Raw genomic sequence first — 26,397 nt, 5'->3', positions numbered from 1 at the left:
GAGCGAAAACCAGCGACTAAACCAGACGCAAAGCAGCTTCCCGGAAATCGCTGGGCGATTGCCCGGTGTGCTCCCGGAAAACCCGGCTGAAATGTGCTCCGTTGTTGAAACCCCAGGAGAACGCAATCTCCGTGATCGTTCGCTGCGAACGTGCAGGGTTGGAGAGTTCGCGCATGCAGGCCTGGATGCGCTGGCGCTGGATGTAGTGGGCCAGCGTGTCGTCTTCTGCGCTGAACGCGTTGTGCAGGTGGCGCTTGCTGCAATTCAGCGCTTGCGCGATGTGATCCAGCGACAGTGAAGGGTCGCGCAGGTGCTGGCCGATGTGTTCGCGGATGCGGTCGCGAAACGCCTCGAGCTGCGTGGTGGCGTTGCCCTTGCCCGCCAGCTCCTGCAGCGAAAGCCGCACCAGTTCCACGATGAGCTCGCCCGCACCCCGCGCCGCGTTCTCGCTCATGCCCGGCAACTCCTGGTAGGTGGTGCGCATGGTTTCCAGCGCCACGCGCGCAATGCCGCTCACGCCGCCCACGTGTCGCGCCATCAGCGGCTCCAGCCGAAGCCCGCGTTCGGTGAGCTGGTCCTTCGGCAGCATCACGATCAGGTGCTCCACCCGCTCGGGGTTGGCAATTTCGTAGCTGCCCGTGGTGTCGTAGATGGCCCAGCCGCCCGGGCGCACCCAGGCCTCGCGGCCTTGCTGCTGCACCGCCGCACTGCCCTGCCACGGTGCCACGATCTTCAGGTAGGCGCGCTCGCTGCCGCGCGCCAGCTTCTGGCTGCGCAGCACGCGGTGGCGGTTGGCCTCCAGCTTGGTCAGGACCACGTCGCCCGCGTGCGAGGCCGACATGTGCCCGTCGAACAGCGTGTCGCCGTACAGGTCGGATTCCAGCCCGCCGAAATGCGTCCACACCCAGTCGCGCCAGATCGCCGCACGCTCGCCCGGGGCGACGATGTCGGTGCTCATCACGGAAGAGGAAGTCATGTGGAGTGCCTGGAAGGGGGAAACCAAATTATCGGGGCCGTGGTCGAGCTGCGCAGTGGGCGATTTCAAGGGTTAACCCGCACCGCCGTGCACGCTCCGGCAAGCCCCCAGTGCACCGCCGGCATAGCGTGCGGCGCCGGTTCTGCTTAGCATGAGGGCTCGGTCAACCCACAACGCCAGGAGACAAACCATGGTCCATCCCACTCGACGTCTGGTCATCAAGAGCGCCGCCGCCACGGTGGGCGCCATGTCCGTCGCTCCTCACTTGCTGGCGCAGACGGCGCCCGTTCGCATCGGTTATTCGATGTCTCGCACCGGGCCTTGGACCGGTGGCGCACAGGTGAGCCAGGAGCCCAACTACCTGTTGTGGGCCGAGCAGCAGAACGCGGCGGGCGGTCTGGATGTGAAAGGCACGCGCCGCAAGATCGAGCTCATCAGCAGCGACGACCGCAGCGACATGGAAACCGTGGTGCGCACCTACGAAAAACTCATGGGCAGCGACAAGGTGGATCTGGTGCTGCCGCCCTGGGGCAGCAACGCCAACTTCGGCGTGGCACCGCTCGCCAACCGTTTCGGCTACCCCTTCCTCGCGCCCACCGCGCTCTCGCGCCGCCTGGCCGAGATGAAGCTGCCCTACTTCTTCCTGCTGCTGCAGCAGCCCAAGCCCATGTGCGATGCGCTTGTGGACATGCTGAAGGCCAACGGCGCCAAGAGCCTCGCGGTGGTGTACGTGGACGACCTGTTTGGTCTGGAGAACTACGCCGCGCTCAAGGTGGCGCTGCAGGGCAGCGGCATCAGCCTGGTGCAGGACACCAGCTACCCCGGTGGCGTGAAAGACCTCGGCCCCACGCTGCGCAGCATCAAGGACAAGAACCCCGATGCGTTCGTGGGCTTCACCTACCCGCCCGACACCATCCTGGCCAGCCGCCAGAGCAAGGAGATCGGCTTCAACCCGAAATTCTTCTACGCCTCGGTGGGCACCGCTTTCCCGCTGTACAAAAACGTGATGACGCCGGCCGGCGCCGAAGGCGTGCTCGGCATGGGCTCGTGGAACGGCAAGACCAGCCCGGCCGCCAAGGCCTACTTCGATGCCCACGTGGCGAGCCAGAAGAAGGAACCCGATCGCTGGGCCAGCGGCGCCTGCTGGGCCGGCCTGGAGATTCTCACCGCTGCGGTGAAAGCGCAAGGCCTGGACCGCAAGGCGATCCGCGACTACGTGGCCAACACCACGCACAAGACCATCATCGGCGACATCAAGTTCAGCGGCAGCGAGAACGTGGGCACGCCGGGCACGGTGGGCCAGTGGCAGAACGGCGAGTTTGAAGTGGTGTGGCCGCAGAAGGTGGCCACGGCGAAACTCAATCCCGCGAAGCCCGCCTGGAAGTGATTTGACCCACCCCCGCGCCGCGCCTGCGGCGCGTCACCCCCTCAAGGGGGCAGCACGTGCGGCCCGGCAAAGCCGGTTCCGCCGTGCTCCTGGATAACACCCACTCTCTCGCATGTCCTTCTCCTCCTGGCTCGAACTCATCGCCTCCGGTCTCATCACCGGCGGCATCTACGCACTCGTCGCGCTCGGGCTGAACCTGCAGTACGGCTTGATGCGCATCCTCAACATCGCGCATGGCGAGTTTTTGATGGTGGGTGCCTTCGTCACCTGGATGGTGCAGACCTCCTTCGGCCTCTCGCCGCTGTGGATGATTCCGGTGTCGTTCGGGCTGCTCATGGCGCTGGGCGTGGCGGTGCACTGGCTGTGTTTCCGCCGGCTCACGGCCACTTCGCCCAACCTCGATGTGTTCGAGGCGCGCGGCCTCATGGTGGCCTTCGGACTCATGTTCCTGGTGCAGAACTTCATCTCGTATGTGTGGGGCGGCGATCTGCGGGGTTACGACTACCTCACGCAGCCGCTGGCCATCCCGCTGCCTGGCGGCGACGCGCAGTTCGCGGTCAACAAGCTGTTGGTGTTTGCGCTGGCGCTGCTGTTTTCCGGCGCACTCATCGTGCTGCTGCGCATGACGCTGCTCGGCAAGGGCGTGCGCGCGCTCATGCAGTCGCCCACCGGCGCGCAGCTTGTGGGCATCGACACCAAACGCCTGCATCCGCTCATGTTCGGCATTGGCCTCGGCCTCTCGGGCGTGGCGGGTTGCCTGCTCTCGATGGCGTACACCATCAGCCCATCCATGGGCGAGCCCTACACCGTCACCGCGCTCATCGTCATCACGCTCGGTGGCTTCGGCAGCATGGGTGGCGCGCTCGCTGGCGGTCTGCTGCTCGGCGTCATTGAAGCCATCGGCATGCATTTCACCAACCCTTCGCTCAAGGCCTTGTTGAGTTACGTGGTCTTCATCGGCGTGTTGCTGCTTCGACCCGAAGGCCTCTTTGCCAGAAAAACAAGAAAAGCCTGAGATGAACTCGCGTCAATTCCTCATCCGCGACCTGTTGGTCCTTTTCGGCTTCACCGGCTGGTGCATCGCGTTGCCGGGCTTCGCCAGCGAGTTCGTCGTGTCGATGGCGCTCACCTGCCTGATGTATGTGGCGCTGTCGTCGAGCTGGGCGCTGTTCTGCGGCACCACGCGTTACCTCTCGCTGGCCACCTCGGCCTTCTTCGGCATTGGCGCCTACACCAGCGCGCTGCTGCTGGAAACGGTGCCGTGGGTTCAGGCCATTGGGCTGGGCGCACTCATCGCCGCTGCCGTGGCGGTGGTCATGGGCGCGGCCGTGCTGCACCTGCGCGGCACCTACTTTGCGGTGCTCACCTTCGGCATGACCGAGCTGATCCGCCACGCCATCAGCTACTTCGAGAAGAGCGTCACCGGCACCGTGGGCCGCGTGCTCATGGTGGTGCCCGATCGCGACACCATCTACTTCACCGTGCTCACCCTCGCGGTGGTCACCGTGGCGCTGTCCATCGGCATCCGCCGCACGCGCTTCGGCCTGGCCATGCTCGGCATCGGGGCCGACGAGCAGCGCGCGCAGACGCTGGGCGTGAACACGCGCCTGGTGAAGATCGCCGGCTTCGCGCTGACGGCCGCTGTGGCCGGTGCCGTGGGCGCAGCCATGTCGGTGCGCTGGACCTACATCGACCCGCACACCGTGTTCAACCCCTTCATTGGTTTCCAGACTGTGTTGATCGCGCTGATTGGCGGCGCCATGACGCTCTGGGGCCCGCTCATTGCGGCCATTGTGTTCAGCGTGCTGGCCGAGACGCTGCGCCTGCAGGTGCCGCAGGTCTACATGATGTCGCTCGGCCTGCTGCTGATTCTCTCGGTGCTGTACCTGCCGGGTGGCCTCGCTTCGCTGCGCACCGAAACCTTCCGCGCCTGGCGCGACAGCTTCAAGCTCTGGTGGAAGGACATCAAGGACGACCTGAGCGGCGAAACCAGGCGGCGCGAACAGCGAGAGAAGCAACTTCGGGAGCGCCGCAATGTCTTCTGAAACCCAGCCTTTGCTCGACGCCCACGAAGTGACCGTGCGCTTCGGCGGCCTCACCGCCGTGGACGCGGTCAGCGCGCGTTTCATGACGGGTGAACTCGTCGGCATCATCGGCCCCAACGGCGCCGGCAAAACCACCTTCTTCAATGCCATCTCGGGCGTGACCAAACCCACCAGCGGCACGCTGAAAGTGCAGGGACGTGAACTGGCCGGCAAGGCGCCGCACCGCTTTGCGGCCAACGGCCTGGCCCGCACCTTCCAGACGCCGCGCACCTTTGGCGACATGCTGGTGCGCGACAACATTGCCTTCGGCCTCAAGTTCGCCGGCCGGCGGCCGCGCAAGTACATCTTCTGGGGCGAAGAAACCACGGTGCCCTGGGTGCTGCGCACGCCCGAGAGCATCCTGAACCTCATCGGCCTCAGCGCGCAGGCGGATCTGCCGGCCGCTGCCATCACGCCCTCACAGCAGCGCCTGCTGGAGATTGGCATGGCGCTGGCCACGCGCCCGCGCCTGCTGCTGCTCGACGAAGTGGCCGCTGGGCTCACCGAATTCGAGCTGGAGGAAATGGCGCGCCTGATCCGCCGCCTGCGCGACGAGCTGGATCTCACCGTGGTCTGGATCGAACACGCCGTGACCACGCTGCTGCGCCATGTGGAGCGCGTCATCGTGCTGCACCAGGGCCGCAAGATCGCCGATGGAACACCCGCCGAAGTGGTGCGCAACGCCGAGGTGATCGAGGCCTACCTGGGCGACGAAATGAACGACAGCGAAGACGCAGAGGCCACCGCATGATGTGGTACCGCCAGACCCCATTCGAGCTCGGTGGCGGTGCGCGCGCGCGCCTCAAAGTAGACGGCCTCTCTGCAGGCTACGGCGCCTTCCTCGTGCTGCGCGATCTGAAGCTCGACATTCAGCCCGGCCTCACCGTGGTGCTCGGCCCCAACGGCGCCGGCAAGACCACGCTGCTCAAGGCGCTCAATGGGCTGATCCCGCGCATGGGCACCGTGCTGCTCGATGGCGAGGAACTGGCCGAGAAGACCCATGAAATCGTGCAGGCCGGCGTGGCGCTGGTGCCCGAGGGTCGGCAGCTGTTTCCGCAGATGACGGTGGCCGAGAACCTGGAGCTGGGTGGCTGGCTGGTGCCCAAGGCCGAGCGCGCGCGCCGGCTGGAACAGGCCTTTACCGATTTTCCCAAGCTCAAGGAACGCGCCACCCAGATGGCCGGCACCATGAGCGGCGGCGAACAGCAGATGGTGGCCGTGGCGCGCGCCATGATGTGCGCGCCGCGCCTGCTCATGCTCGACGAGCCTTCGCTGGGCCTGGCACCACGCATGGTCGACGAACTGCTGGCGATTGCCCGCCGCATTGCAGATGCCGGCACCACCGTGCTCATGGTGGAGCAGAACGTGAAGAAGGCGCTGGCCGTGGCCGACCGTGGCTACGTGCTCGAACGCGGCACGCTCGTGGCCAGCGGCCCGGCGAAATTGCTCGCCCGCTCCACCGTGATTCGCGAGGCCTACCTCGGCGCCGACAAAGACCCCGCCACCGGCACCACCAGCGCGGCCGATGCCGTGAATCGACGAAAAGCTCTGGCCACCACCGCCTGAAAAATCCCAAGGAGAAAACACCATGTCCGACATGTCCATGCTCATCAACGGCCTGAAGGTCACCGCCGAAAAAGGCGCCACCTTCGAACGCCGCAACCCGCTCGACGGCAGCGTGGCCACACGCGCACCCGCCGCCTCGCCAGCCGACGCCGTGATGGCGGTGGAAGCCGCCGCCGAAGCCTTCCGCACCTGGAGCGAGACCGGCCCCGGCGAACGCCGCGCGCTGCTGCTGAAAGCGGCCGATGCACTGGAAGCCAAGACGCCCGCTTTCATTGAAGCCGTGTCTGCCGAGACCGGTGCCACCGGCATGTGGGGCGGGTTCAACGTGTTCCTTGCCGCCGGCATGATCCGCGAGGCCGCCGCGCTCACAACGCAGGTGGCGGGCGAAGTGATTCCTTCGGACGTCCCCGGGTCTCTGGCCATGGGCGTGCGCCAGCCCGCCGGCGTGGTGCTGGGCATTGCGCCGTGGAACGCGCCCATCATCCTGGGTGTGCGCGCCATCTGCGTGCCGCTCGCGTGTGGCAACACCGTCATTCTGAAAGGCAGCGAGAACTGCCCGCGCACGCACCAGCTCATCATCGAAGCCTTTCAGGAAGCCGGCTTTCCGCCCGGCGTGGTGAACTACATCACCAACGCCCCGGCCGATGCTGGTGCCGTGGTGGAAGCCATGGTGGCGCACCCGGCCGTGCGCCGCGTGAACTTCACCGGGTCCACCAAGGTCGGCAAGATCATTGCCATGACCTGCGCGAAATACTTGAAACCCGTGGTGCTCGAACTCGGCGGCAAGGCACCCATGGTGATTCTGGACGACGCCAACATTGAAGACGCCGTCAACGGCGCGGCCTTCGGCTGCTTCGCCAACAGCGGCCAGATCTGCATGAGCACCGAGCGCCTCATCGTCGACGAAAAAATCGCCGACGAATTCGTGAAAAAGTTCAGCGACAAAGCCAAGGCCCTGCCGCTCGGCGACCCGCGCAAGCCCGAGCCCGTGGTGCTCGGCTCCGTGATCGGCATGAGCACGGTGGACCACTGCAACGCGCTGATCGACGACGCGCTGGCCAAGGGCGCCAAGCTGGTGTGCGGCGGCAAGGCCGACACCACCCTGATGCCCGCCACCGTGCTCGACCATGTGACCCCCGCCATGCGCATCTACCACGAAGAAACCTTCGGCCCGGTGAAATGCGTGGTGCGCGTGAAGGGCGTGGAAGAAGCCATTGCCTGCGCCAACGACAACGAATACGGCCTGAGCGCCGCCGTGTTCGGCGGCGACATCGCCCGCGCCTTCAACGTCGCTCGCAAGATCGACTCCGGCATCTGCCACGTGAACGGCCCCACCGTGCACGACGAAGCGCAGATGCCGTTTGGCGGCGTGAAGGGCTCAGGCATCGGCCGCTTCGGCGGCAAGGCGGGAATTGCCGAGTTCACCGAACTGCGGTGGATCACGTTGCAGACGACGCCGAGGCACTACCCGTTCTGATCTTCGGTTGACGAGTAGGGGGAGAAGAGCGAAGGCCCTGGAAGTGATGCTTCCAGGGCCTTTATTTTCGGATGGAATGTGTCGGGGGTGGGGTGATCGGAAGGCTGCTTCAGACTGAACTGAGTCATTCGGGCGCATCGCTTTGAAAGATCGCAGCGGCCATCACCAGCCGTTCAATTGCCTCCATCCGCACGGCAGCTGTACCACCAAGACCGGCCACCCAACCAGCTGGCAACCCTTGTTGCTACTCACTTGATGGGTAGCAACCTGCGATGAGCATGGCTAGACTTCTCGATTGGGCCAAGAGCGGGTACTCCTCATTGACCGCTGCACCGCAGCCTACCGCAGGCAGTCCGCGGCGGTGAAGAATCAGGCCGCCGACTCTCAGCGCATCGAGCTCAGCCCGAACGGATTACCTTCGGTGTCGGCGCACAGGGCAACCCAGCCGAATTCGCCGATAGAGAACTTGGGGCGCAGCAATCGCCCGCCGGCCTCCGACACGCGGTCAGCCTCTATCGCGCAGTCGTCCACGCTGAAATAGATCATGGTGCCCCCCGAGCCCGGGCGGCCATGCGGCGAACGCACCAGTGCGCCGCCAGCGCCGTAGACGCCCATGTCGGCTGGAAAGCTATGCATAACCGTTTCGCCGGTCGGGTCCCCGATGGGGTCCAGCCGGCGCTGGAAGACGGTCTCGTAGAAGGTAGTGGCGCGACCCATGTCGTCTACGTAGAGGTCGAACCAGCCAATTGCGTTGGGCTTTTGCATCGCATGCTCCTGAATGAAAAGGGAGCTGCCAGACTAGTCACTGCGCTCGTTGCCGTCTTGTAGAAATCGGACGCCAAAGGCCTTACGGTATTGGCCAGGCGTGTAGCCGATGGCGTCTCGGAAGGCATGGGTGAAGTGCGATTGATCGGCATACAGGTCGAGATGATGGCGCCGAAAGGATTGCTGCAGCCGCAGCACTTTGAGCAGATCGTGGGGTGCAAACCCAGTGATCTGCCTCAGCGTGCGCTGCAGCTGCCGCGTCGACAAGCCCGCCAGCGCCGCCATGTCAGCCACCGTGCGAATGGCGTCAAGCCGCGACAGAATAGCGGTCGTCAGCGGATGGCCTCTTACCAGTCCCTTTGCGATGCACCACCTCACTAGGTCGGCCAGCACCGGACCCATTGCGTCGAAGTCCAGCCCCGCGAGTTGCCGGTTGATGCGCACCAGGGGCAGGACGCCCTGGTAGGCGGTCCCCACGTAGCGGTCTTGGATCTCATCGCGATCACCTTGCCACGCACCGGGAAAGAATTGCACCCCGACGTAGTGGAAAACGGTTCCCAGGTTGAGCGTGATGGCCTCGGTGTGCAGAGCCGTGACCCCGGCCACTTCGGTATCGATCTGGTTGAACAGCAGGTTCACGCACGCGTCCGGCACTGCGTGGTAGTAGAAGTCAGCAGGCAACGGAGCAAGCGTGCGCAATTGCCAGAAAACGTGTACCACGTCGGCAAGGTCTTGCGTTGGCGGCTGCTCGGCGTAGCGCACCGCTGCACCGCGCTGGGAGAAGCCGTCGATGACAGGGGAGTAGGGAGCGGACTTCATGGTCTTCCTCAGGGCAGCCCACGGCTGCGTTCGGAGGTCGGTTTTTCGTGATGGACATCTGGGCCGAGAGTGCGCCACCGGCGCTATTCCGCAAGCCTGTCGCTGTAGGACCCGAACAGCTCAAGTCTTTTGCATTGTCGCCGCCGTTCCTCTGCCAATGGCTATGAGAGTGGCGGCGCGTGGTGCCGCTCATCGAGCGGGTTCTCAGGCTACCTGTGCGAACCGCCATGCACCCGCATCCTGACCGGTTGGAGGCATTGAGCTTAGAGCTCGTCATTGCCGTCTTGTGAAAGAAATCGGCCTGACAGTGTGTCTTGAGGCCAAAAGTGCATTTCCAGAACTGAAACGATATCCCGAACTGAGCCTCTGCTGAAGTGCCCAATCTCTCCCTACTTAAGGAGGGTTCATGGATTGCACCGGGCTGGGCAAGATTCAATGTCATCGCAACTGAGTACCAGCTGCTTGCGTTTGACTCTCCAACCCGCGCAGATACGAGTGTTGCGCTTCAATTATTTCCATGACGTTACACACCATCCTTGGGGCCAATGGACCGCTGGCTGTCGTACTGTCGCGGCAGCTCTTTTCTGCCAGTATTCAGATTCGCCAGGTTAGCCGCTCACCCAGGAAAGTGAACGCCACTGATTCCTGCATGACAGCAGATTTGCTGGACGCTCGCGCGACTGCTCGTGCAGTCGAGGGAAGCGACGTTGCCTACTTGGTCGCCGGACTGCCTTACGACACGCGGACGTGGAAGGAGCAATGGCCAAGGGTGATGGCCAATGTGATTGACGCCTGTATCCAGCACAAGGCCCGGCTGGTGTTCTTGGACAACGTGTATGCCTACGGACTGGTCGAGGGTCCGATGACGGAGCACACACCGTTCAATCCGTGCAGTCGCAAGGGGGAGGTACGTGCCACGGTTGCCACCACACTGCTGTCAGCGATGCGAACCGATCAGATCGTGGCGCAAATAGTCCGCTCGGCTGATTTTTACGGGATCGATGGGACTTTACCCAATCATGCGTTCTTCGACACGGCCGTACTCAATCGTCTGCGCCAAGGGAAAACCCCACAGTGGCTGGGTGATCCAGGCAGATTGCATTCGTTTTCATACCTGCCGGACATTGCTCGTTCGCTGGCGATGTTGGTCGACAGTCCCACTGCCTGGGGTCATACCTGGCACGCATTGACCAGCGCCGAACTCCTGACAGGGAACGAGTTCGTCGCCCTTGCATGCCATGCAACAGGACGGCCTTTCAGGCTACAGGTGGCGCCACGCTGGATCTTGAAGATCATGGCGATGTACCAGCCCGTCTTCCGGGAGAACCAGGAAATGATGTACCAGTTCGAGCGACCTTATGTGTTCAGCAGCGCGAGGATGACTGCGGCCTTTGGCGCTGTGGCAACCTCATACCGCACCGGTCTCCAAGCCGTGTTTTGACTCACTGGGTTGGAGCACGGGACATGGGCTAATGAAGACTGGCGGGAGTGGGGGTGGACTCGCTGACCATCTCACCGTGTGCACTATCACATCACCTGGCAATCTTGCGGTCGACGCGTGTAACCATGCCCCCATGAAAGGTGATGATCGTCATGGTCTGAGGGTCTCGCGCGTGGGGAAAGTAAGTCCAGATTATTTCTTCGGGTTGACCTCTGACAACACGTTGGAAAGCTTCGTGGTCGGGCTTGCCGATCTTCAGCACCACCTCCCCCTCGTCCATGCCTTTCCGAATGAACCTGCGTTCTCCGGCGTCCGCGGCCAAGCTCGATGTGCTGGCCAACGCGAGCAGACACACACCGACACATTCGAGTGAGGTCATGGGTTTCAAGTTGAACCTTTCGATCGAAGTTGTCTTCATGAGTCAGACCGGCTGAATAGCCTGCCGAACCAACTCTTGCCCGCCGCCGCGCGAGGAAGAGACTGGGCTCCGAGAGCCACCAGCTTGTCCTCCAGCCCCGTCCAGCCGACACGCCGCGCTGCTTGCACAGGAGTCAGGCCATCAAACTCGGAATGCAAGGTGGGGTCGGCCCCGGCAGCCAGCAAAAAATGGGCAACCTCCTCCTGTCCAGCGAGGATGGTCGCCACCAAAGGCGTGGACAGAAATTCGGGATGGGCATAGTTCACATCGACACCGCGGCTGACGTGGTACTTGAGCAAAGCTAGATCACCCTCTTCAGCGGCTGCAAACATCTCTTTCCAGTTGCCTCCATCCATAGGTCCTCCAGTCAGATCAGAGCCACGTTGATAACAAGGCGTGCAGCACAACAGGATCGAGGGGTTTGTATAGCACCAGATAGCCCTCCCGTTCGGCCTCCTGCAAGTCCGGTGATGAAAACTCCCCGCTGACCATGGCCCCCCCGGCCTGTGGGCAGCGGGCCAGCACCATCTTGAGGATCTCGAACCCGCTTTCACCCGAGCGAAGTCGCTGGTCGCAAAACACCGCATCGGGGATGAAGCCGGCGTCCAAGTGTTGCAGCGCATCCCCGGCTGTGGTGGCGAATCGGCCGCTCACGCCCCACCCTTCCAGTAAGGCCTTCCAGGCGGTCAGCACTTGAGGGTCGTCATCGAGCACCAGGCAGCAACCATCCAGCTGTGGCAACGGTGTCGATGTCTCCACTTCAGGCTGATTCCGATGGGCCGGCGCCACATGCACCGGCAGCCGCAGCCAGAACCGCGAGCCCCGGCCGAGGTGCGACTGAAAACCCAAGGTCGCATCCATGAGTCTCGCGCAGCGCGCCACCACCGCCAGCCCCAGGCCATGACCTGCACTGTCCAGGCGCCAGGCGTGCTCGTTGCGGAAGTACGGGGAAAAGATCTGTGGCCCGTCGGCTTCTGCGATGCCCACGCCTGTATCCCAAACCTCGACCTGCCAATGCGAATCGCGCCGCCGCAAGCCGATCAGGATGCCACCCCGCTCGGTGTAGCGCAGCGCGTTGTGCACCAGGTTGACCAGCGCCTGGCGCAGCAGGCTCGGATCGGCCCACACGTGGGCTTCCTGACGCGGCAACCGAATGCGCAGCGCCAGACCGCGCTGGCCCGCCTGCTCCCTGAACAGAGTTGCGGTGTCGCGCAGCAAACCCTTGAGTGCCACCGGGGCCGCACGCTGCTCGACGATGCCGTTCTCCAGCCGGGTCAGATCGAGCAAGGAGGTGAACATGAAATTCATCGAATCCATGCCGGTCTTCAGATCGGCCAGCAGCGGCATGAGCCCCGGCTCCCGGTTGCGCTGGGCAATGGCTTCCACCAGCAAGGACATGGCGTGAATCGGCTGACGCAGGTCGTGGCTGGCGGTGGACAGGAAGAGGTTTTTCTCCTGCAGTGCAAGCTCGGCGCCTTGCCGAGCTGCCTTGAGCTGTTCGATCAGCTGCTGACTGCGTTCCTCCAGCCGCACCTGGTCCACGAAGAAGCGGTGGGCGATGAGGGCGTCCCGGTACACCCCAAAGGTGAACAGCACACACAGCGGTAATACATACGGCCAATGCGCCGGAAACGCCCAGACGCTTAGCAAGGTGCATGTGACCCAGCCGGCGAAGAAGAAGCGCAGAAAGACGCTCATCGTCGCGTTCTGATGGGTGGCATTGGCTGCTGCGATGCAGGCCATCGACGCAAACAGCAACAACTCGAACTCATAAGGAGCTCGCCCCGCCGTGAGCACCACGGACGCGCTCAGACCCGCTCCATGCAACAGCGCGATGTGCTCGATGCGGTGCTGCCACTTGCGCAGTACACACCCGGCGTCGAGCGTTTTCAGGTCGCGCGCAAAGCGCCGCCCGATGACCAGCATCGCCAGCGCAAACACAACGAAGAATCCGGCCCATACGGCCAACCATGTGGCGTCCTGCAGCCGCGACAGGAACCACACCAGCGGCACAGCCACGAACGGCATGATCGCAATGCCGAGACGGTGACGGGCGAAGGTCAGATCCAGCATCTGGACCCTGCCGGTGGCCGACAGATCGCCGGTGTCGACGGGCAGCATTGGACCGAAGGTTTCGGTCATGCGCACGGCGGTGGCTCCAGAACCAGCCGCCGTCCACGCAGGTGGGTCAGTATCTCGACCCGGGTTTTCACCCCCAGGCGTTCCAGAATGCCGGTGAGGTGTTCTTTCACCGTGCTTTCAGACAGATCAAGCGTCAACGCAATGCGCTTGTTGGGCAGGCCGCGCAGCACCAGGGCCAGGATCTCGCCCTGTCGCGGCGTCAGGCCCAGTTCAGCGGGCGTAACTTCCCATTCGCGCGAGCGGGGTGCAGAGCCGGAGTGCGATGCATCGGACTCGAACCAGCGCTGACCCGCCAGCAAGGCTGCAAATGCGCGACCAAACAACTCGGGCGTGGCCTGTTTGTGCACGAAGCCCTGCGCGCCTGAATCCCGCACGCGTTGCTGCACGGAGGGGTCATCGTCGCCGCTCATGGCCAGCCACGGCGTTTCACCACAATGCAAGCGCCACTGCGCCAGCGAGCCCAGGCTGCTGCTATCGGCCAGCCAGACGTCGGCCACCAGCATCAGCGGGCAGCCGCTTGATCGCAGGAGCGCTTGCACCTCGTCCCAGCTGGCGGCCACGCACACCGTCAGAGCGGGGTGGATGGACTGCAGGTACTGCGCCATGCCGCGGCCCACCAGAGGGTGGTCGTCGAGCACGATGACGTAGGGACTTGGCTGCATGGAGGAGTCGGGTGGTTCAGCGAAAGCTTAGCGCCCATCCCCGGATTGCTGGCTGCAGCGCAGCAAAAACGCCGTTGATGCTGCCCAGCAATTTCCAAAGAGGGTGGGCGGCACCCCCTGCTTTCTCGGTTCGGGACTTGCCAGAAGACTTATCAAATGCAAAACAGAGATTCACCTGCATGGGAGGGGCATTTAGAGTTCAGCAGTACATTTCCCAACAGAGTTTTGGTCGGTTCTATTCACCTCGTTCAGCGAATAAGCACAAAACTTATCGCATCTCAGCCAACATTAACTGTTGTCGCCCGAGTGCAATCTTATTGATCGGGATTGCCTCATCTTTTGCAGTGGTCAAAGAGAACCCAAAACTTTGACGTGACTGACAGGATGTCCATGCTCAATCACGTGCTGCACGCATGAAACATGCTTTCCGCAGCCTGATTCAGAAACTACGCCCCGTGTCAGACTTCAATGCAGCAAATAAGTTACATCTAGAAATGAATAACTACGTTGACCATTTATTGATTCATCGCATCACTTGGTCTTAATCAGTGCAGCCTCGAAATCTCTTATAACAGAGGGCTCCCACGTTCGACGCTCTGGTGCATTGAATCCTTGTGGAGTTTTGCTAACAAGTTGAACCTTGTATTCACGCGCATCGGGTGTTGTCGGCGTTATGAAAATGGCAACAACTTTTCCCATTGGGGCAGACCCAACCCTCGACTTGATAGTGCCCGATGGCCTATGGCTTTCCACAATAGACATACCATTGCTCATCGCGCTGGTTGCAGCATTCCAGACTTGATCATATGAACGTCCATTTGTAGTGAGGACGATGCCATCTGCAGAGCCCGGTCTCAGCTCATCCGTGCTCACAGTCATCACGCCGCAGCCGCTCAAAGCGAGCGATAGCGTCAAAACACTAACGAGTTTCATTTTTTGCTCCTCAACTATTTTCTGCTTGTTTATTTTGCAAAGCCAGTAGGTGTTGGTTTACTACCCAAACACTTAAAAACAAGCTGTCGGCCTGAATTGCCAACACATTGAACAGAAATTCCCATGAACGAGCCGGTTGCATCAGACATCAGCTCACCCGTGATTGCATACTTTTTTTCTCCACCACACACCTCTGCAATAGCCTTCAAAGCCTCGCGCCTCCTGGCCGCTCCTGGAATGCCTTCGCTACAAAATCTGACATCACCAGTTGCTCCTGGAGTCATGCCTCGAATCCTGTCCTCTCCTGGGGAGTAGATATAGACTTTCTCAGTTTTTGAACTGAACACTGGATTCGCTGTGCTTGCACAACCACCAATCAAGGTTAGAGCAGATAGAAGAATGATGGAAAGTATTGGCTTCATGAGGATTCTGGATTGGGTTTAAGTTGACATCTTGATGGTGCTTGCAACTTGATTTTCCTTCTGGATACCCTGATGAGTCCATCCCTACTAAAGTAGGGTTCCAGTGCAACACCTTTTCTGGTCGTTTCCAGATTTTGCAGAGCATGCTGGAAACATTGAGATTTGTCTTGAGTTTGAGATAGTGGCGTCCCTACTTGAGGAGGGTTCACGGTTTCTTTTGCAGGATCAAAAATGAATTGATCATTCAATAGGCAAGGAAGCTTTCATGCATCGCTCTCAAGGTCTCTGCAAAGGCATCTCGTTGATTCTTCTGGTCGCCCTCCTGGGGGCATGCGGTGGTGGAGGAGACGGCGATACCCCGTCGGCAGTGACCTACACCATTGAAGGACAGCTCAGCGGCTTGGCCACCGGGCAGAGTGTGTCCATTTCGAACAACGGCACCGACACCCTCACACTGGGTAGTAACGGGGCGTTCAACTTCCCGAGGGCCGTGCCTGCGAATGCGGCGTATGCAGTGACCGTTCGCGCGCAACCAGCGGGCCAGCGCTGTAACGTGAGCCAAGGCAGCGGCAACGCCTCGGGCAACGTCGCCAACGTGGAAGTGCGTTGCGAAGCATTGGTGCCCAACACGGTCACCATCGGTGGAAATGTCAGCGGCCTCGGGGCAGGCAAGGTCGTCGTGCTGCAGAACAATGGGGCCGACGACCTCACGGTCAGTGCCAACGGGGGATTCACCTTCTCTACGAATGTGGCGGCCAATGCTGCTTACGCTGTTTCCGTGCTGACCCAACCAGCGGGACAGAACTGTGTGCTGACCCAAGCTTCCGGCACGGCCAGCGCTAGCGTTTCATCGGTGGAACTCACCTGCCGCAACTTGGTGGCCGGCGTCGTCAGGCCTGTGTACCTGTCTGACACCTACCGTGAAGACCGCGCTGGCCTGCTGGCACAGGCCAATGCGCAGGGAGCCAACGGCTACGCCTACCTCACCGGTTTTGCATCCAGCGCCAACGACTTCGTCAACCTCTACGTGAGAGACCTACCCACCACCTACACCTGGGAAGCGCTCGACCCGCAGAACACCGTTGCAGGGCTGCAGGCGCAGCTGAATACACAGGGAACACGCGGGTTCGCGCACAGCACCTTCCTGGTGGACAGCGTGGTGTATGTCAGGGACGTCGCGGGATTTGCACCATTCAGCTATGAGCTTTTGCCCAGCCAGACCACCAGCGCGGGCTTCCTGACCCAGGCCAACGGCCAGGGTGATAGGGGCTTTTTCTTTTTAGGCGAATTCGCCATCGGCGGCAGTACGGTTGCCATCTACAGCAAGGACAGCAGCAGCGCGCGCTACACCTACGAGTTGCAGACCGGCACGTCCGCCGCCACACCCGACGCCTTTCTGACGCAGGCGAACGCCCAGGGCCAGCAGGGTTACCGTTTCATCGGGGAATACTCTTTCTCTGGCAACGCTGGAAACGACGCATTCCGAAACGTGTATGTGAGGGACACAGCGCAGTCTGCCACGTTCGAATACCAGGCACTGCCCGCCACCGCGAGCGCAACGGCGCTGGTGACGCAGGCCAACGCCGAGGGTGAGCTGGGGTCGGTCTTCTACGGACCCGTGACGTTCTTTCCGGGTGGCTTCTCGCAACCAGGCGTCGCTCGCCATCTGTACATCAGGCCCGTCAATTGCAGCGGTACCTTGATCTGCCGCCCCGTCAGCCCGCTTTGACATCACTGGTCCAACACACTGATTCGCCAACATGAGAACGACCATCCACAGCACCTTCGAATCCAGCTCGGCCCCGGGTGATGCCTGGCAACAGCAAGATGCAAGTTGCCACGAGTCGGTTAATGCCGGGCGTAAACTTTCTCTTCAGGCTAGTCTGGTCGGAGCCCAGCTGCGCTGGCTTGTTCGGCCCTGGATGAGCCCACGCACACCACTTCATTTCCAACGACTCCTCTCGGGTTTGCTGCGATGGACCTTGCCCCAGGGCAGGGGCGTGATGACGCAACGGCTGAACCTGAATGGCCAACCCTGTGATCGGCATGTGCCCCTGCACTCCCCGGAAAGCGACACTGCCATCGTCTATTTCCACGGCGGCGGCTACACCGTGTGCTCTCCCAACACGCATCGAAGTCTCACGCGCATGTTGGCCTTAGAGACTGGAATGCCTGTGCATGTGCCGGCGTACCGGCTCGCGCCGGAGAACCCCTTTCCAGCGCAACTGGACGATGCTCGGGCCGCAGTGGCCACGCTGGAGAGCGAAGGCCTAGACGTGCGTAACGTGATCTTCGCCGGTGACTCCACGGGCGCCCATCTGGCACTGACGCTGGCCATACAGCGCAGAGACCTGGGTATGGCGCTGCCTCGATCGTTGATCCTGATTTCACCTTGTGTTGACTGGACACTGACCAGCCTACCCGCCACCAGCACAGACGCGTTACTTACTCCTGAATGGGTGACGTGGACACGCGACGGCTATGTGGCACCCGTATTGCGCAGTTCACCACTGGTGTCCCCGATCTACACGGACCTGCGCCACTTGCCACCAGTCCTCATCCAGTCCTCCAGCAAGGAGTTGTTCTGTCACGAAGCGAGGCGCCTGTACATGGCCCTGCTAGGGGGACACGCGAGCGTGACCTGGCAGGAGTGGCACGGCCTGTGGCACGACTTCCAGATGCATGCCGCACTGGTGCCCGAGGGACGCGATGCCGTGCGCCGCATGGCTCGATTCGCCCGAGCAGATGTATCGATCCACTGAGCCTGCTTGGATGGATCGAACAATCATGTGCGCTGTCGTCTGCCTAAGCTAAGGAAGGCCATAGGTTCTGACGGTTTGCGACGTTGAGAAGCAAGTGTCCCGCAGGCAGGAAGTGCTGGTCCGCGTGTTCGCGATCACCGTCACACCGGCAGACAGCCATACCGAACAGCCGCTTTGCGGCGATCAGCGTGAGTTCGCTCGGTGGCATCCAAAGTCAGCTGCCGCTGCACATCCGACGTCTGGAGATCGGCCGGCTGCTCCAGACTGAACTCGGACGCTGGTCATCGAGGCATGGACTCGTCGCGACGTCAACTTCCGGTCATAGAAGCAAGCAGCGCTCGAACGACGGCAAGTCCATCGAAACCTGTCATTGCCCTGGCTCTGTTGACTGGGACTGGCCTACTCGATTTTTTCGAGCCATTTATTCCTGCAAGATCGCTCGGTTGCGAATGGGGTGATTGTGCTGCTTGAAGCTCTGAGGTGTGAGGTAACCACGGTGGCGAATGGTCAAGCGAACTCGCTTGACCAGCTTGATGTCGAGTCGTATGGCTCGAAGTCGGTTGTCGTGTGACCACGCGAACCAACCACCAGGTAGTCAAAGAAATCGTCCGTGCCTCCAGCGGATCAGCGCTTGGTCAGCGCTGGCAAGCAATGTTTTGGAGACCAGATTCGGGCCGCCTTCAACGGAGATGGGGATGCCAAACCAGTGCTCGATGGGATGTTTGAATGCGAACTCTATGGCTTTGGCGTGGTCGGTGTCGCGTCCGACCGGGCTATCGCAGACCAGACTCCAAAGAAGCTCAAACTCAGACACAGTGGGTGGCAACTCGGTCATTCGGAATGCGCCAATGCTTCGCCATGCGTTGACACAGCCAATTTCGGCAAAGTCAGGTTTTTGTCCCAAACCCGGGCAGCCGATCTCGCGGCGCAACGCATCGAAGAACCATGACTGCGCGCTCAATGCGTTGAGGCATTTGATACCGAAAGCTTTGACCTCAGAGGTTGTGCCCGACAGGCGCACGCCGAAGAACGCAGGGCCAAAAAAAGCTTCAAACGCTACCTCAGTCCGATGAGCGAGGTAGCCGTCAAGCTCCGGCAGCGACGGCGGACGATCAGAAGGAAAAGACCAAGCTTGTTCCCACAAACCGTCTTTCGCAAACTGACACATGGTGGGTGCAGACATGAACTGAGGCAGGCTGTCACTGGTTGCAGATGGATACATGCGTGCCTTATGGGGAAGTTCTTGTGTCGGAGCTCTGGTTCGAGCTCAGTCAATAACAAGATGACCGGCGTCTCTCAGGGATTTCAGCGATGTCGCCCAGTTCTGTTCAGCGACGAGGACATGCTCGCCATCAAACGTGCAGACAACAAAGATGCCGATGCCTTGTGCGGATAGTGGCGCGATGATCGCCAACACAATACCGCTTGCATTGAATGCAAATGGCCCGACACTGCGCAGACAGCGCCAGTGCAATACACACTCGACATCATTTGGGATGCGTTGTTGCAGACAGACCAGCGTGAGCTCATCATCGGCGCGAACACTCGCACTGAAACCCGGCCCACTCGCCCAGCTGGGGATCGGAGCATCCCGCGCCAGCCTTGCAATGCCATAGAGACCTGGCACGACCCGCAAGGTGATGATCCGTTGGGATTGGCGGCTCATGTCGGTATCGCCTTACGCATCAGCACCCACTCGCCCGGGCTGTCAGACCCTGGAAATGCTGTAAAGGGGCGCCTGGCCCATTCTTCAAGGCCGCACCGCAAATAGAGCCTGTGGGCCTTGGTGTTGAAGCTGCCGACCAACAGCGTGAGTTGCCCAGCGCCGGTACCCCGAGCCTGTGACAAAGCTTCCTCTATCAGTGCTGAGCCGAATCCACAGCCTCGGTGTTCGGGATACAGCGCTGCCGCAGACAGATAGCAGCTACCTGCGGCGAGCGCTTTGAGTTCGTTCGGCGCGCGTGTAACGTCTGGCAGGATTTGCGACGGAGTCGGCGGTTCGCACATCGACGGCGGTAGCTGGCAGGTGTTGATGGCACCAACCACCTCTCCATCAAGCACTGCAACCCGCCAGTTGCTGAAATGTGAAAAGTGCAGCGTATCGTTGCGAATGATCGATCTGCCCACCTCGAAAGCAGACTGTCCCGCAGTCGCAGCATGAGACCAGAGATGAGAGGCGAGGCACCGCGTTGCCATGTCTGCTAGCAAAGCCAAATGGGTGCAATCACTCTTCAGTGCCGGTCGAAATTCAAGCTCAGACATCAATACTCCTCATGCTTAAACTTGACATCAATACGGGCGTTGCAGACCGGCAATCGTCCATTGAGTCAATGAGATTGGTTTGCAACCGCGCGCACCGGCCCAAGCGGGAACGCATTCAGGTGAAACTTTCAATTTGCGCGCACAACGCTGCGGGGCGGCTCGACTCCGCTCACAACACTCGAATCAGTCAGCGGTCGTCCGCGTCCCATCGCAAGCGGAACAACGCCTGCCCAGGTGCTTTCCCACTGCTCGGGCGTGTAGTCTGCTTTGTCATCCAGCACGCCAACTGCGCGGATTTTTGCTGAGGCAAACAGGATTTCGACACGCTGCACTTCGGTCGCCTTCAACTCTTTGGACAGCGGTGGCCGAACCTCTTGCCAACGACCGGGCATCAAGTGGTCACTCATCGCTTCCAGTGCCCTCAGTTTCTCAGCCTCGTCTTGAATAACTCGTGCAATGCCGTGGACCACGACAGATCGGTAATTCATGGATGAATGGAAGATTGAACGTGCATAGATCAGCGCATCCAGCAACGTCACGGTGATACACACCGGCATGTCTGCCACTGCCTGCTGGATGCGAGATTTGCGTGCGCCATGAATCAGCAGCTCGTCGCCCCAGCGTGCACAGGTCATCGGAATCACGACAGGACGACCGTCTTCGACGAAAGCAACATGGGCGATAAGCGCACGGTCAACGATATCAAACACCGTCGCCTTGTCGTACTTGCCACGCTCAGCTATCCGCCGTACTTGATTGACAGCGTCAATCGCAAAGTGTGTTTGGGTGACGGCAGCTGTAGGTATGTTCGCAGAGGAGCTCATGATTTGAATCCGAAGTTTCTACACAGAGCGACTATGGCTTGGCGGTTGATATCAGTACAATGCTTCTTTATGCGCCTACCATTCATTTTTGATATGTTATTTCTGTGCGACTCAACCATCGCCTGATCGAAACCTTTCGTACCGTTGTTTTGAGTGGCAGCGCAACGCGCGCAGCCGAACTGCTCTTTACGTCACAACCCGCCGTCAGTCGTGATCTGGCGCGACTCAAGCAGGTGCTGGGTTTTGCACTTTTTGAGCGTGTGAAGGGACGGCTTGCGCCCTCCGCGCAGGGGCTGGCTTTTTATGAGGAGGTCGAGCGCAGCTTTACAGGGCTGGTCGAGCTTGGTGCGCGCGCCGAAGCTCTGCGTCAATTCAAGAGCGGCACGCTATCGGTTGCAGCCCTGCCAGCGCTTTGCGATTCCCTGCTGCCCAAGGCTTGTGAGCGGTTCCACAGCAGGCATCCCGATGTGCTCATTCGCATCAGCGCCTTGGACTCTCCCGAGCTTGATGGCGCTTTGTCAGAGCAACGTTTTGACCTGGGTCTGGTTGAGCATAAACATCCGATAGCGCAAACTGTCACCACCTCGCTGTTCAGAGGCAATGAAGTTGTGATCATGGTGCCCACGCATCCACTGGCACGAAAAAAACACCTTCGGCTGCAAGATTTGACGGGCCAAGCATTTGTGAGCTACGGCTCACGTGATCCTTATCGCCGTCGGTTGGATGCCATGCTGGATCAGCACGGTATAAAGCGGCAGATTGTGGCTGAAACCAGCAGCGCAACATCGCTTTGCGCGCTGGTGCGCAGCGGTATTGGCTTGGCGGTGGTGAACCCGATCACGCCACGTTTCTCAAGCGGTTCAGGCTTGGTTTGCGTCAGCTTGAGTCCATCCATCGTCTACGAAGTGGATGTCGTCCAACCGATCAATCGCCCCAGTAACCCGCTCATCAATCTCCTCTTGGCTGATCTGCAGCAATGCCTTGAGCCCTGACAACGGTTTCGTTTTCAAACCGACGGGCTTGTCAGGCTCTGCGCAGTTGATCACGTCGAATATTGAGCCACTGGTTTGATGGATTCTCTGGTGCTGCTGCTCCAGCGGCACAGGAATGCATGAAGCAACAGCTCTCATTGCCCGTCTCCACGATGTGGCAGTAGTACTTGAGTCGATCAAGCAAGGCGGTGGTCGTCTTGGTGCAGCGCACCGGGCTTTCGCTCAATGAGCGATGTAGCGCGTCCAGTCGTAGAGGGTTTGATCACGTTTGAAGTTGCGCACCAGGCGCACCTGTCGCCCATCAGGCCCGACCAGCAGCAGGTCGTCCGCACAACCCGGCTATCGAGAGGATGCTCAACTGGCTGCGCCAGTTGGTCGCCCCTCAGTTCAAGCACTGGGCTGCACGTGCACCGCGCATTCAAGAGCTGTGACATGAATCGATACAAATCGCGACCTGGGTGAGAAGCGGAGAAAAGACTGCGTTGAGATCATTTGCTGTATCAACCTCCAGGAGATGAAGCAATGTTCAAGGCATTCGACCGCTATCAGGCGCTCGCATCAAATCGTCAACTTGTCGTCTTGGCACTTACGGGACTGGCGCTCAATCTCTGGGCCTCCGGCCTGCTGAACGCCGCGTACTCCGCATCGAAGTTCCCCGTTCCGTACTGGACGGCGCAGTTGTCATTCGACCACGAGAAGATCAAGGATTGGTACGCATTCCTGATAGCAAATCGCACCCTTGACCAGTATGTCTACACGCAGCTCGTTGACTTCCTCTTCATCGGCTCGGTCTTGATACTGCACACCTCAGCGCTGCTTGCCGTCTCACGGGCTTGCTCGGAAGGTTCGAAGGCGCGGAAGTACATGGTCTTAGCTGCGGCGCTCTCCACGATCGCCCCGCTCGCCGACGCAGTAGAAAACGCGATCTCTTTCGTCATGCTCTCGGATCCAGCCCGCTTTCCAGCCATGCTGGCCATTGCCTACTCTTCCATGGCCGCTCTCAAGTTCGCGATGTTCACCTTTGCGTACGCAGCACTTCCCGCAGGACTACTGGCTGCGCTCTATCTCCGGTTCGTCAGACTGCGTGGCCGTGCGAGTGAAGCCTGACTCTACGTTGAACCTCCGCTTTCGAAACATCCCATCGGCTGCTTTCAGTCTGCAGCGGTCGTCTAATGGCCAGAGGTCGACTGTGCAGCGATTGCTGTCCGTCAGGTCTTCATGTCGAGAGCCTGCTGTCGGCGGCAATAGCGGGCATTCGGGCTGATCCTGCGGCCAGCGCTAACGCGTCTGCTCCCCTCCAGTATCCGCCGACCATCGACCGCTTGCCGCCGGGCGGGTCGCCCGGAAAGCATGTCAGGGGTCCAGATGACCAGTATCAGGACTGCGGAGCCTCAATCGCCTCGTCGAGCTTGATGACGGTTTCGAGCATGCGCCGAACGATCGCGGCATCAAACTCTTCAGCCCGGTCCTCTTCATGGGTCCCATTGTTCAGGTAGTTCCACTCGACTTTGTGCTTCTCGCTGTATCCAAGCCTCTCCCCCATGAGAAGGCACGGCTTCCTGGAACACGGTCACGTCCTTCCTGTCTAGGAACTGGTGGAGCCCCGTCGCCAAGCTCATGAGGTCAGGATCTCCCGGACCTCTCATCCAGACACTTATCTGCGCCGACGGCCTCTTACTTGCAATCTTCTTCCAGAGACCATCAGCCTAAGCTTGTTAAGCTTGGTCGAACTGGTCGGGGCTGAGAAAGCCGCGCGTCGAGTGCCAGCGCGTTAAATTGCCGCCCAACCTTTCATCACACACCCAGGGAGGGGCGATGACATCCAGCCCGTTCGACCCACCGCTCACGTTTTCTGCAGATCTCAAACAACCCAGGCGCCTGCGCTGGTGGCTATATGGCAGCCTAACCATTGGGATTCCCATCGGCTTGGCGCCCGGGCTGCAGAGCGGAGGCGGAATGGGCCCCTTAGCCGTGGTGCTGGGGGTGTTTTTGCTGGTGGTTCTGGCTTTCGAAGGCTTGGTGATGCGCAAGCTTCCAAAGCAAGGCAGCCCGGTCTTCACTCTCACCCCGGATGTCATTGAGTCGCCTTACTTTCTTGGCGATACCAAGCGCTTTCGATGGGCCGACATTGACAGCGCCGAAGTAAGCAACGCCAACGGCGCTCAGATGCTGCAACTCAGGCTGCGTGCGCACCTAGGCTTACCCGATCGCCGCGACTTCATCCACGGGCGCAATCCATCACGCCCGTTGGCCGGACTGCACGCGCTCTCCACTCCCAACCAGGAAGCGCTTCTCGACGCCATCGCCTCGCGCCTGCGCCCCACCGGCATGGCCCTGCTCGACGGCCCCCCCACCGCCGCCCGGGCTGAAGCCAATCCACTGCGAGAGGCTCGCGAATGGCAGGAGCGCCTTGAGGCCCTGGCTCCACGCACCTGGGTCACCTGGAGCCTGCTTGGCATCAATGTCCTAGTCTGGATGGCGATGGTGGCGCTCGGCGCGTCAGCCCTGCGCGGTGACCCTGCTCTGCTTTACGCCTGGGGCGGCAACGCCACTTCGGCTGTGCAGGCTGGCGAATGGTGGCGGCTGCTTACGGCCACCTTCCTGCATGCTGGACTGATACACCTAGCCTTCAACATGCTTGGCCTCTACAGCATCGGGGCGCTGCTTGAACGCATCTACGGGCACACGCAGTTCCTGCTGATCTACCTCGTGTCCGGCCTGGCCGGCAGCGTAGCAAGCCTCCAGTTCTCGGCGCAGACCAAGGTCTCGGTTGGCGCCTCAGGCGCGGTGTTCGGTATCGCAGGCGCACTGATCGTGGGCGTGTACCAGCACCGCCACGCCCTGCCGAAACACTTCAGCCGTCCCCTGATCAGCGGCATGCTCCCTTTTTTGGGCTACTCGCTGCTGATGGGCTTGGCGCAGGCGAACATCGACAACGGCGCGCATGTAGGTGGCTTAGTCGCGGGCGCCTTAGTGGCCTGGGCTTTGCCCGAGCGCTTCGACCTCGACCGCTACCAGAAGCTGCGCCTGTCACGCTCGGCCCTAGTGGTGGTTGGCTCGGCGCTTATGCTGTTTTGGGGCGTAGGCCAGACCGCGCCCGCAGTCGTTAACGTGGGCGCGCAAGTGCGGGCCATGAACGACTTTCCCGCTATGGCGAGCGAGTTTGACGCAGCGATGTTGGCGTTGCGCCAGGAAGCCGAGGAAGTGAAGGCGGGGCGCATAACCCAGCTTCAAGCCGATGAGGCCTCGCGCAAGATACATGCGCCACGCTTCGCAGAGCTCGTGGGCCGCATGGAGACCACTGTGCCGTACCTGCCCGGCCGGACTGGCGAACTGGGACGCGAGCTACTGAACATTTCGCGCGCTTTTCAGGAAACGCTGGCGATGGAATCCGACATTGTCAAGGGGCAGCCGTTGCCCGCGAACCCCGCGCGTTCGGCTGAGCTGGCCCGGCAGATTCGGGCCTCAGCTGATCGCCTTGCACAGCTGCGCGCAGCGAGCACCAAGTAAGCATCGAGTGGGCGAACGATCCACCGTCTCGTAAAGAGAGTGCACAGACAGCTCTCATTGGGCCCACCAATGGGCAAGAGACAGATGTGCAACGATTGACGACATTCACGACGCGGTCACCGCCGCACTATCTCCTCAGTTTGCGGTAATCAGCCCGGTGCAATCACACGGATTGAAGGTCAGCACTTGGCGTAGTTCAGACGGTCTGGATGCTCATGTGTAGCGCGTACAGATCATGGCCGTGCCTACCCAAGATGTTCTTCCTCGCAGCGGTGGAGCCAGCTACGATCACGCTCACCGTGTGAGATGCAAACTATGCGGTGTGCTCGACCTGATTGACGGCATGGGAGGCCCTCTTGAGATTCTTAGCTCTTTCTGCGCTTGTCGTTTTTTGCCAAGTTGCTGCAGCGGAAACCGTCCAAGTCAAGTATCACGGTGCAGTGGTGCTGGACGCTTTCGCCTGTTCAGACGTCAGGGAGAGCAGTGACGTTTCTCGAATTTGCTACGACAAAGCCGAGCGATACATGGTCATTCAGCTCAAGACCACGAACTACCACTACTGCGAAATTGATGCCGCTACTGTTCAGGGCCTACTTCAAGCCAGCTCGAAGCGTCAGTTCTTTCAGACTCGCATTCGCGGAAGTGGATCAGACGGCCCATTCGACTGCCGAACTCATCCTATCCCCAAAAAATATCGGCAGTAATAGACAGCGTCGTCGATCGGCCAGAACTGGACATTTGAGGAGGGAGCATCGTGCGCGAAGCGAAGATTGCTGCTTGGTTCTTTTTCGTTGTGGGAGCTGGTGTGAGTCTGCTCAGCGCATGGGCGGCCGCCACATTGGCACCGCCGTCGCCAACCATCTCGTCGCTCCGCAACGGTCTGGCGCAAGTCTTGAAGACAGCACTTGGTGAGCCTGCCGGCCATGTTGCATACCACCTGCTTTGGTCGGCCCTC

27 protein-coding genes are annotated in these 26,397 nt (G+C 60.8%); 13 read left to right on the top strand and 14 right to left on the bottom strand.

The annotated features are described in order from the left end of the window. Positions 1 to 16: 16 nt before the first annotated feature. On the bottom strand, positions 17 to 976 hold the full coding sequence (locus CAP37_RS18565) for a helix-turn-helix domain-containing protein (protein WP_086125730.1): 960 nt from the start codon (positions 974 to 976) through the stop codon (positions 17 to 19). A gap of 190 nt (positions 977 to 1,166) precedes the next feature. On the opposite strand from CAP37_RS18565, the gene CAP37_RS18560 reads away from it, so the two are divergent. The 6 genes from CAP37_RS18560 to CAP37_RS18535 all read left to right on the top strand — a co-directional run bounded on the left by CAP37_RS18560 (position 1,167) and on the right by CAP37_RS18535 (position 7,490). Next, a complete protein-coding gene (locus CAP37_RS18560) occupies positions 1,167 to 2,363 on the top strand; it encodes an amino acid ABC transporter substrate-binding protein (RefSeq protein WP_086125729.1) in 1,197 nt (398 codons plus the stop codon). A 112-nt stretch (positions 2,364 to 2,475) separates the two neighbouring features. After that, positions 2,476 to 3,378 carry a branched-chain amino acid ABC transporter permease gene (locus CAP37_RS18555; RefSeq protein ID WP_086125728.1) on the top strand — a complete coding sequence of 301 codons (903 nt, stop codon included), beginning with the start codon at positions 2,476 to 2,478 and terminating at the stop codon, positions 3,376 to 3,378. Between the two features lies 1 nt (position 3,379). Beyond that, positions 3,380 to 4,408, top strand: a complete 1,029-nt coding sequence (locus CAP37_RS18550; RefSeq protein WP_086125727.1) for a branched-chain amino acid ABC transporter permease — start codon at positions 3,380 to 3,382, stop codon at positions 4,406 to 4,408. Beyond that, entirely contained in the window at positions 4,398 to 5,198 is an 801-nt protein-coding gene (locus CAP37_RS18545) for an ABC transporter ATP-binding protein (protein ID WP_086125726.1), read from the top strand. Before CAP37_RS18550 ends, CAP37_RS18545 begins: the two co-directional genes overlap by 11 nt. Beyond that, positions 5,195 to 6,013: an ABC transporter ATP-binding protein gene (locus CAP37_RS18540; protein WP_086125725.1), complete on the top strand. Its 819-nt coding sequence runs from the start codon at positions 5,195 to 5,197 to the stop codon at positions 6,011 to 6,013. The genes CAP37_RS18545 and CAP37_RS18540 overlap by 4 nt, the downstream gene beginning before the upstream one ends. A gap of 22 nt (positions 6,014 to 6,035) precedes the next feature. Next, the gene (locus CAP37_RS18535) at positions 6,036 to 7,490 is read left to right on the top strand and encodes an aldehyde dehydrogenase (RefSeq protein WP_086125724.1); all 1,455 of its coding nucleotides are present in this window, start codon (positions 6,036 to 6,038) and stop codon (positions 7,488 to 7,490) included. A 384-nt stretch (positions 7,491 to 7,874) separates the two neighbouring features. On the opposite strand, the gene CAP37_RS18530 is transcribed toward CAP37_RS18535, so the two are convergent. Beyond that, positions 7,875 to 8,255, bottom strand: a complete 381-nt coding sequence (locus tag CAP37_RS18530; RefSeq protein ID WP_086125723.1) for a VOC family protein — start codon at positions 8,253 to 8,255, stop codon at positions 7,875 to 7,877. Between the two features lie 33 nt (positions 8,256 to 8,288). Further along, positions 8,289 to 9,074: an AraC family transcriptional regulator gene (locus CAP37_RS18525; protein WP_086125722.1), complete on the bottom strand. Its 786-nt coding sequence runs from the start codon at positions 9,072 to 9,074 to the stop codon at positions 8,289 to 8,291. 517 nt (positions 9,075 to 9,591) lie between these two features. Here CAP37_RS18525 and CAP37_RS18520 point away from each other — a divergent pair. Further along, a complete protein-coding gene (locus CAP37_RS18520; protein WP_086125721.1) occupies positions 9,592 to 10,515 on the top strand; it encodes an NAD-dependent epimerase/dehydratase family protein in 924 nt (307 codons plus the stop codon). 91 nt (positions 10,516 to 10,606) lie between these two features. On the opposite strand, the gene CAP37_RS18515 is transcribed toward CAP37_RS18520, so the two are convergent. The 6 genes from CAP37_RS18515 to CAP37_RS21615 all read right to left on the bottom strand — a co-directional run bounded on the left by CAP37_RS18515 (position 10,607) and on the right by CAP37_RS21615 (position 15,092). Further along, positions 10,607 to 10,894, bottom strand: coding sequence for a hypothetical protein (locus CAP37_RS18515; protein WP_086125720.1), 288 nt, complete (start codon positions 10,892 to 10,894; stop codon positions 10,607 to 10,609). Between the two features lie 35 nt (positions 10,895 to 10,929). Then, positions 10,930 to 11,289, bottom strand: coding sequence for an ankyrin repeat domain-containing protein (locus CAP37_RS18510; RefSeq protein ID WP_143435985.1), 360 nt, complete (start codon positions 11,287 to 11,289; stop codon positions 10,930 to 10,932). 16 nt (positions 11,290 to 11,305) lie between these two features. After that, entirely contained in the window at positions 11,306 to 13,075 is a 1,770-nt protein-coding gene (locus CAP37_RS18505) for a hybrid sensor histidine kinase/response regulator (protein WP_086125718.1), read from the bottom strand. Beyond that, positions 13,072 to 13,737, bottom strand: coding sequence for a response regulator transcription factor (locus CAP37_RS18500; protein WP_086125717.1), 666 nt, complete (start codon positions 13,735 to 13,737; stop codon positions 13,072 to 13,074). Before CAP37_RS18500 ends, CAP37_RS18505 begins: the two co-directional genes overlap by 4 nt. Before the next feature lie 531 nt (positions 13,738 to 14,268). Next, positions 14,269 to 14,670, bottom strand: a complete 402-nt coding sequence (locus tag CAP37_RS21620) for a hypothetical protein (RefSeq protein ID WP_143435984.1) — start codon at positions 14,668 to 14,670, stop codon at positions 14,269 to 14,271. Between the two features lie 29 nt (positions 14,671 to 14,699). Next, a complete protein-coding gene (locus tag CAP37_RS21615) occupies positions 14,700 to 15,092 on the bottom strand; it encodes a hypothetical protein (protein WP_143435983.1) in 393 nt (130 codons plus the stop codon). A 265-nt stretch (positions 15,093 to 15,357) separates the two neighbouring features. Between CAP37_RS21615 and CAP37_RS18495 the strand changes: the two genes are divergently transcribed. Together CAP37_RS18495 and CAP37_RS18490 are read left to right on the top strand one after the other, a co-directional pair. Then, the gene (locus tag CAP37_RS18495; RefSeq protein ID WP_143435982.1) at positions 15,358 to 16,821 is read left to right on the top strand and encodes a hypothetical protein; all 1,464 of its coding nucleotides are present in this window, start codon (positions 15,358 to 15,360) and stop codon (positions 16,819 to 16,821) included. A 31-nt stretch (positions 16,822 to 16,852) separates the two neighbouring features. Then, on the top strand, positions 16,853 to 17,854 hold the full coding sequence (locus CAP37_RS18490) for an alpha/beta hydrolase (protein ID WP_086125715.1): 1,002 nt from the start codon (positions 16,853 to 16,855) through the stop codon (positions 17,852 to 17,854). Positions 17,855 to 18,449: 595 nt separating this feature from the next. On the opposite strand, the gene CAP37_RS21610 is transcribed toward CAP37_RS18490, so the two are convergent. The 4 genes from CAP37_RS21610 to CAP37_RS18470 all read right to left on the bottom strand — a co-directional run bounded on the left by CAP37_RS21610 (position 18,450) and on the right by CAP37_RS18470 (position 20,940). Then, a complete protein-coding gene (locus tag CAP37_RS21610; RefSeq protein WP_218776883.1) occupies positions 18,450 to 19,076 on the bottom strand; it encodes a hypothetical protein in 627 nt (208 codons plus the stop codon). A gap of 45 nt (positions 19,077 to 19,121) precedes the next feature. After that, on the bottom strand, positions 19,122 to 19,520 hold the full coding sequence (locus CAP37_RS18480) for an ACT domain-containing protein (RefSeq protein ID WP_086125713.1): 399 nt from the start codon (positions 19,518 to 19,520) through the stop codon (positions 19,122 to 19,124). Continuing rightward, the gene (locus tag CAP37_RS18475; protein ID WP_086125712.1) at positions 19,517 to 20,116 is read right to left on the bottom strand and encodes a GNAT family N-acetyltransferase; all 600 of its coding nucleotides are present in this window, start codon (positions 20,114 to 20,116) and stop codon (positions 19,517 to 19,519) included. Before CAP37_RS18475 ends, CAP37_RS18480 begins: the two co-directional genes overlap by 4 nt. 128 nt (positions 20,117 to 20,244) lie before the next feature. Continuing rightward, positions 20,245 to 20,940, bottom strand: coding sequence for a pyridoxamine 5'-phosphate oxidase family protein (locus CAP37_RS18470; protein ID WP_086125711.1), 696 nt, complete (start codon positions 20,938 to 20,940; stop codon positions 20,245 to 20,247). A gap of 104 nt (positions 20,941 to 21,044) precedes the next feature. On the opposite strand from CAP37_RS18470, the gene CAP37_RS18465 reads away from it, so the two are divergent. Then, positions 21,045 to 21,932 (top strand): LysR family transcriptional regulator, encoded by an 888-nt coding sequence (locus CAP37_RS18465; protein WP_179190281.1) that lies wholly within the window; start codon positions 21,045 to 21,047, stop codon positions 21,930 to 21,932. 522 nt (positions 21,933 to 22,454) lie between these two features. Continuing rightward, the gene (locus CAP37_RS18455; protein WP_086125708.1) at positions 22,455 to 23,039 is read left to right on the top strand and encodes a hypothetical protein; all 585 of its coding nucleotides are present in this window, start codon (positions 22,455 to 22,457) and stop codon (positions 23,037 to 23,039) included. 268 nt (positions 23,040 to 23,307) lie between these two features. Here the strand turns inward: CAP37_RS18455 and CAP37_RS21765 are convergent, their stop codons facing one another. Further along, positions 23,308 to 23,475 carry a hypothetical protein gene (locus CAP37_RS21765; protein WP_179190280.1) on the bottom strand — a complete coding sequence of 56 codons (168 nt, stop codon included), beginning with the start codon at positions 23,473 to 23,475 and terminating at the stop codon, positions 23,308 to 23,310. Between the two features lie 272 nt (positions 23,476 to 23,747). Between CAP37_RS21765 and CAP37_RS18450 the strand changes: the two genes are divergently transcribed. Beyond that, positions 23,748 to 25,442 (top strand): rhomboid family intramembrane serine protease, encoded by a 1,695-nt coding sequence (locus tag CAP37_RS18450; protein WP_086125707.1) that lies wholly within the window; start codon positions 23,748 to 23,750, stop codon positions 25,440 to 25,442. A 440-nt stretch (positions 25,443 to 25,882) separates the two neighbouring features. After that, positions 25,883 to 26,146 carry a KTSC domain-containing protein gene (locus CAP37_RS18445; protein ID WP_306297845.1) on the top strand — a complete coding sequence of 88 codons (264 nt, stop codon included), beginning with the start codon at positions 25,883 to 25,885 and terminating at the stop codon, positions 26,144 to 26,146. Positions 26,147 to 26,397: the final 251 nt, after the last annotated feature.

This window comes from Hydrogenophaga sp. IBVHS1, from assembly GCF_002127265.1.
Lineage (GTDB): Bacteria > Pseudomonadota > Gammaproteobacteria > Burkholderiales > Burkholderiaceae_C > Hydrogenophaga.
Note: the sequence above shows the minus strand (reverse complement) of the source record. Positions and strands in the feature narration are given on the sequence as shown.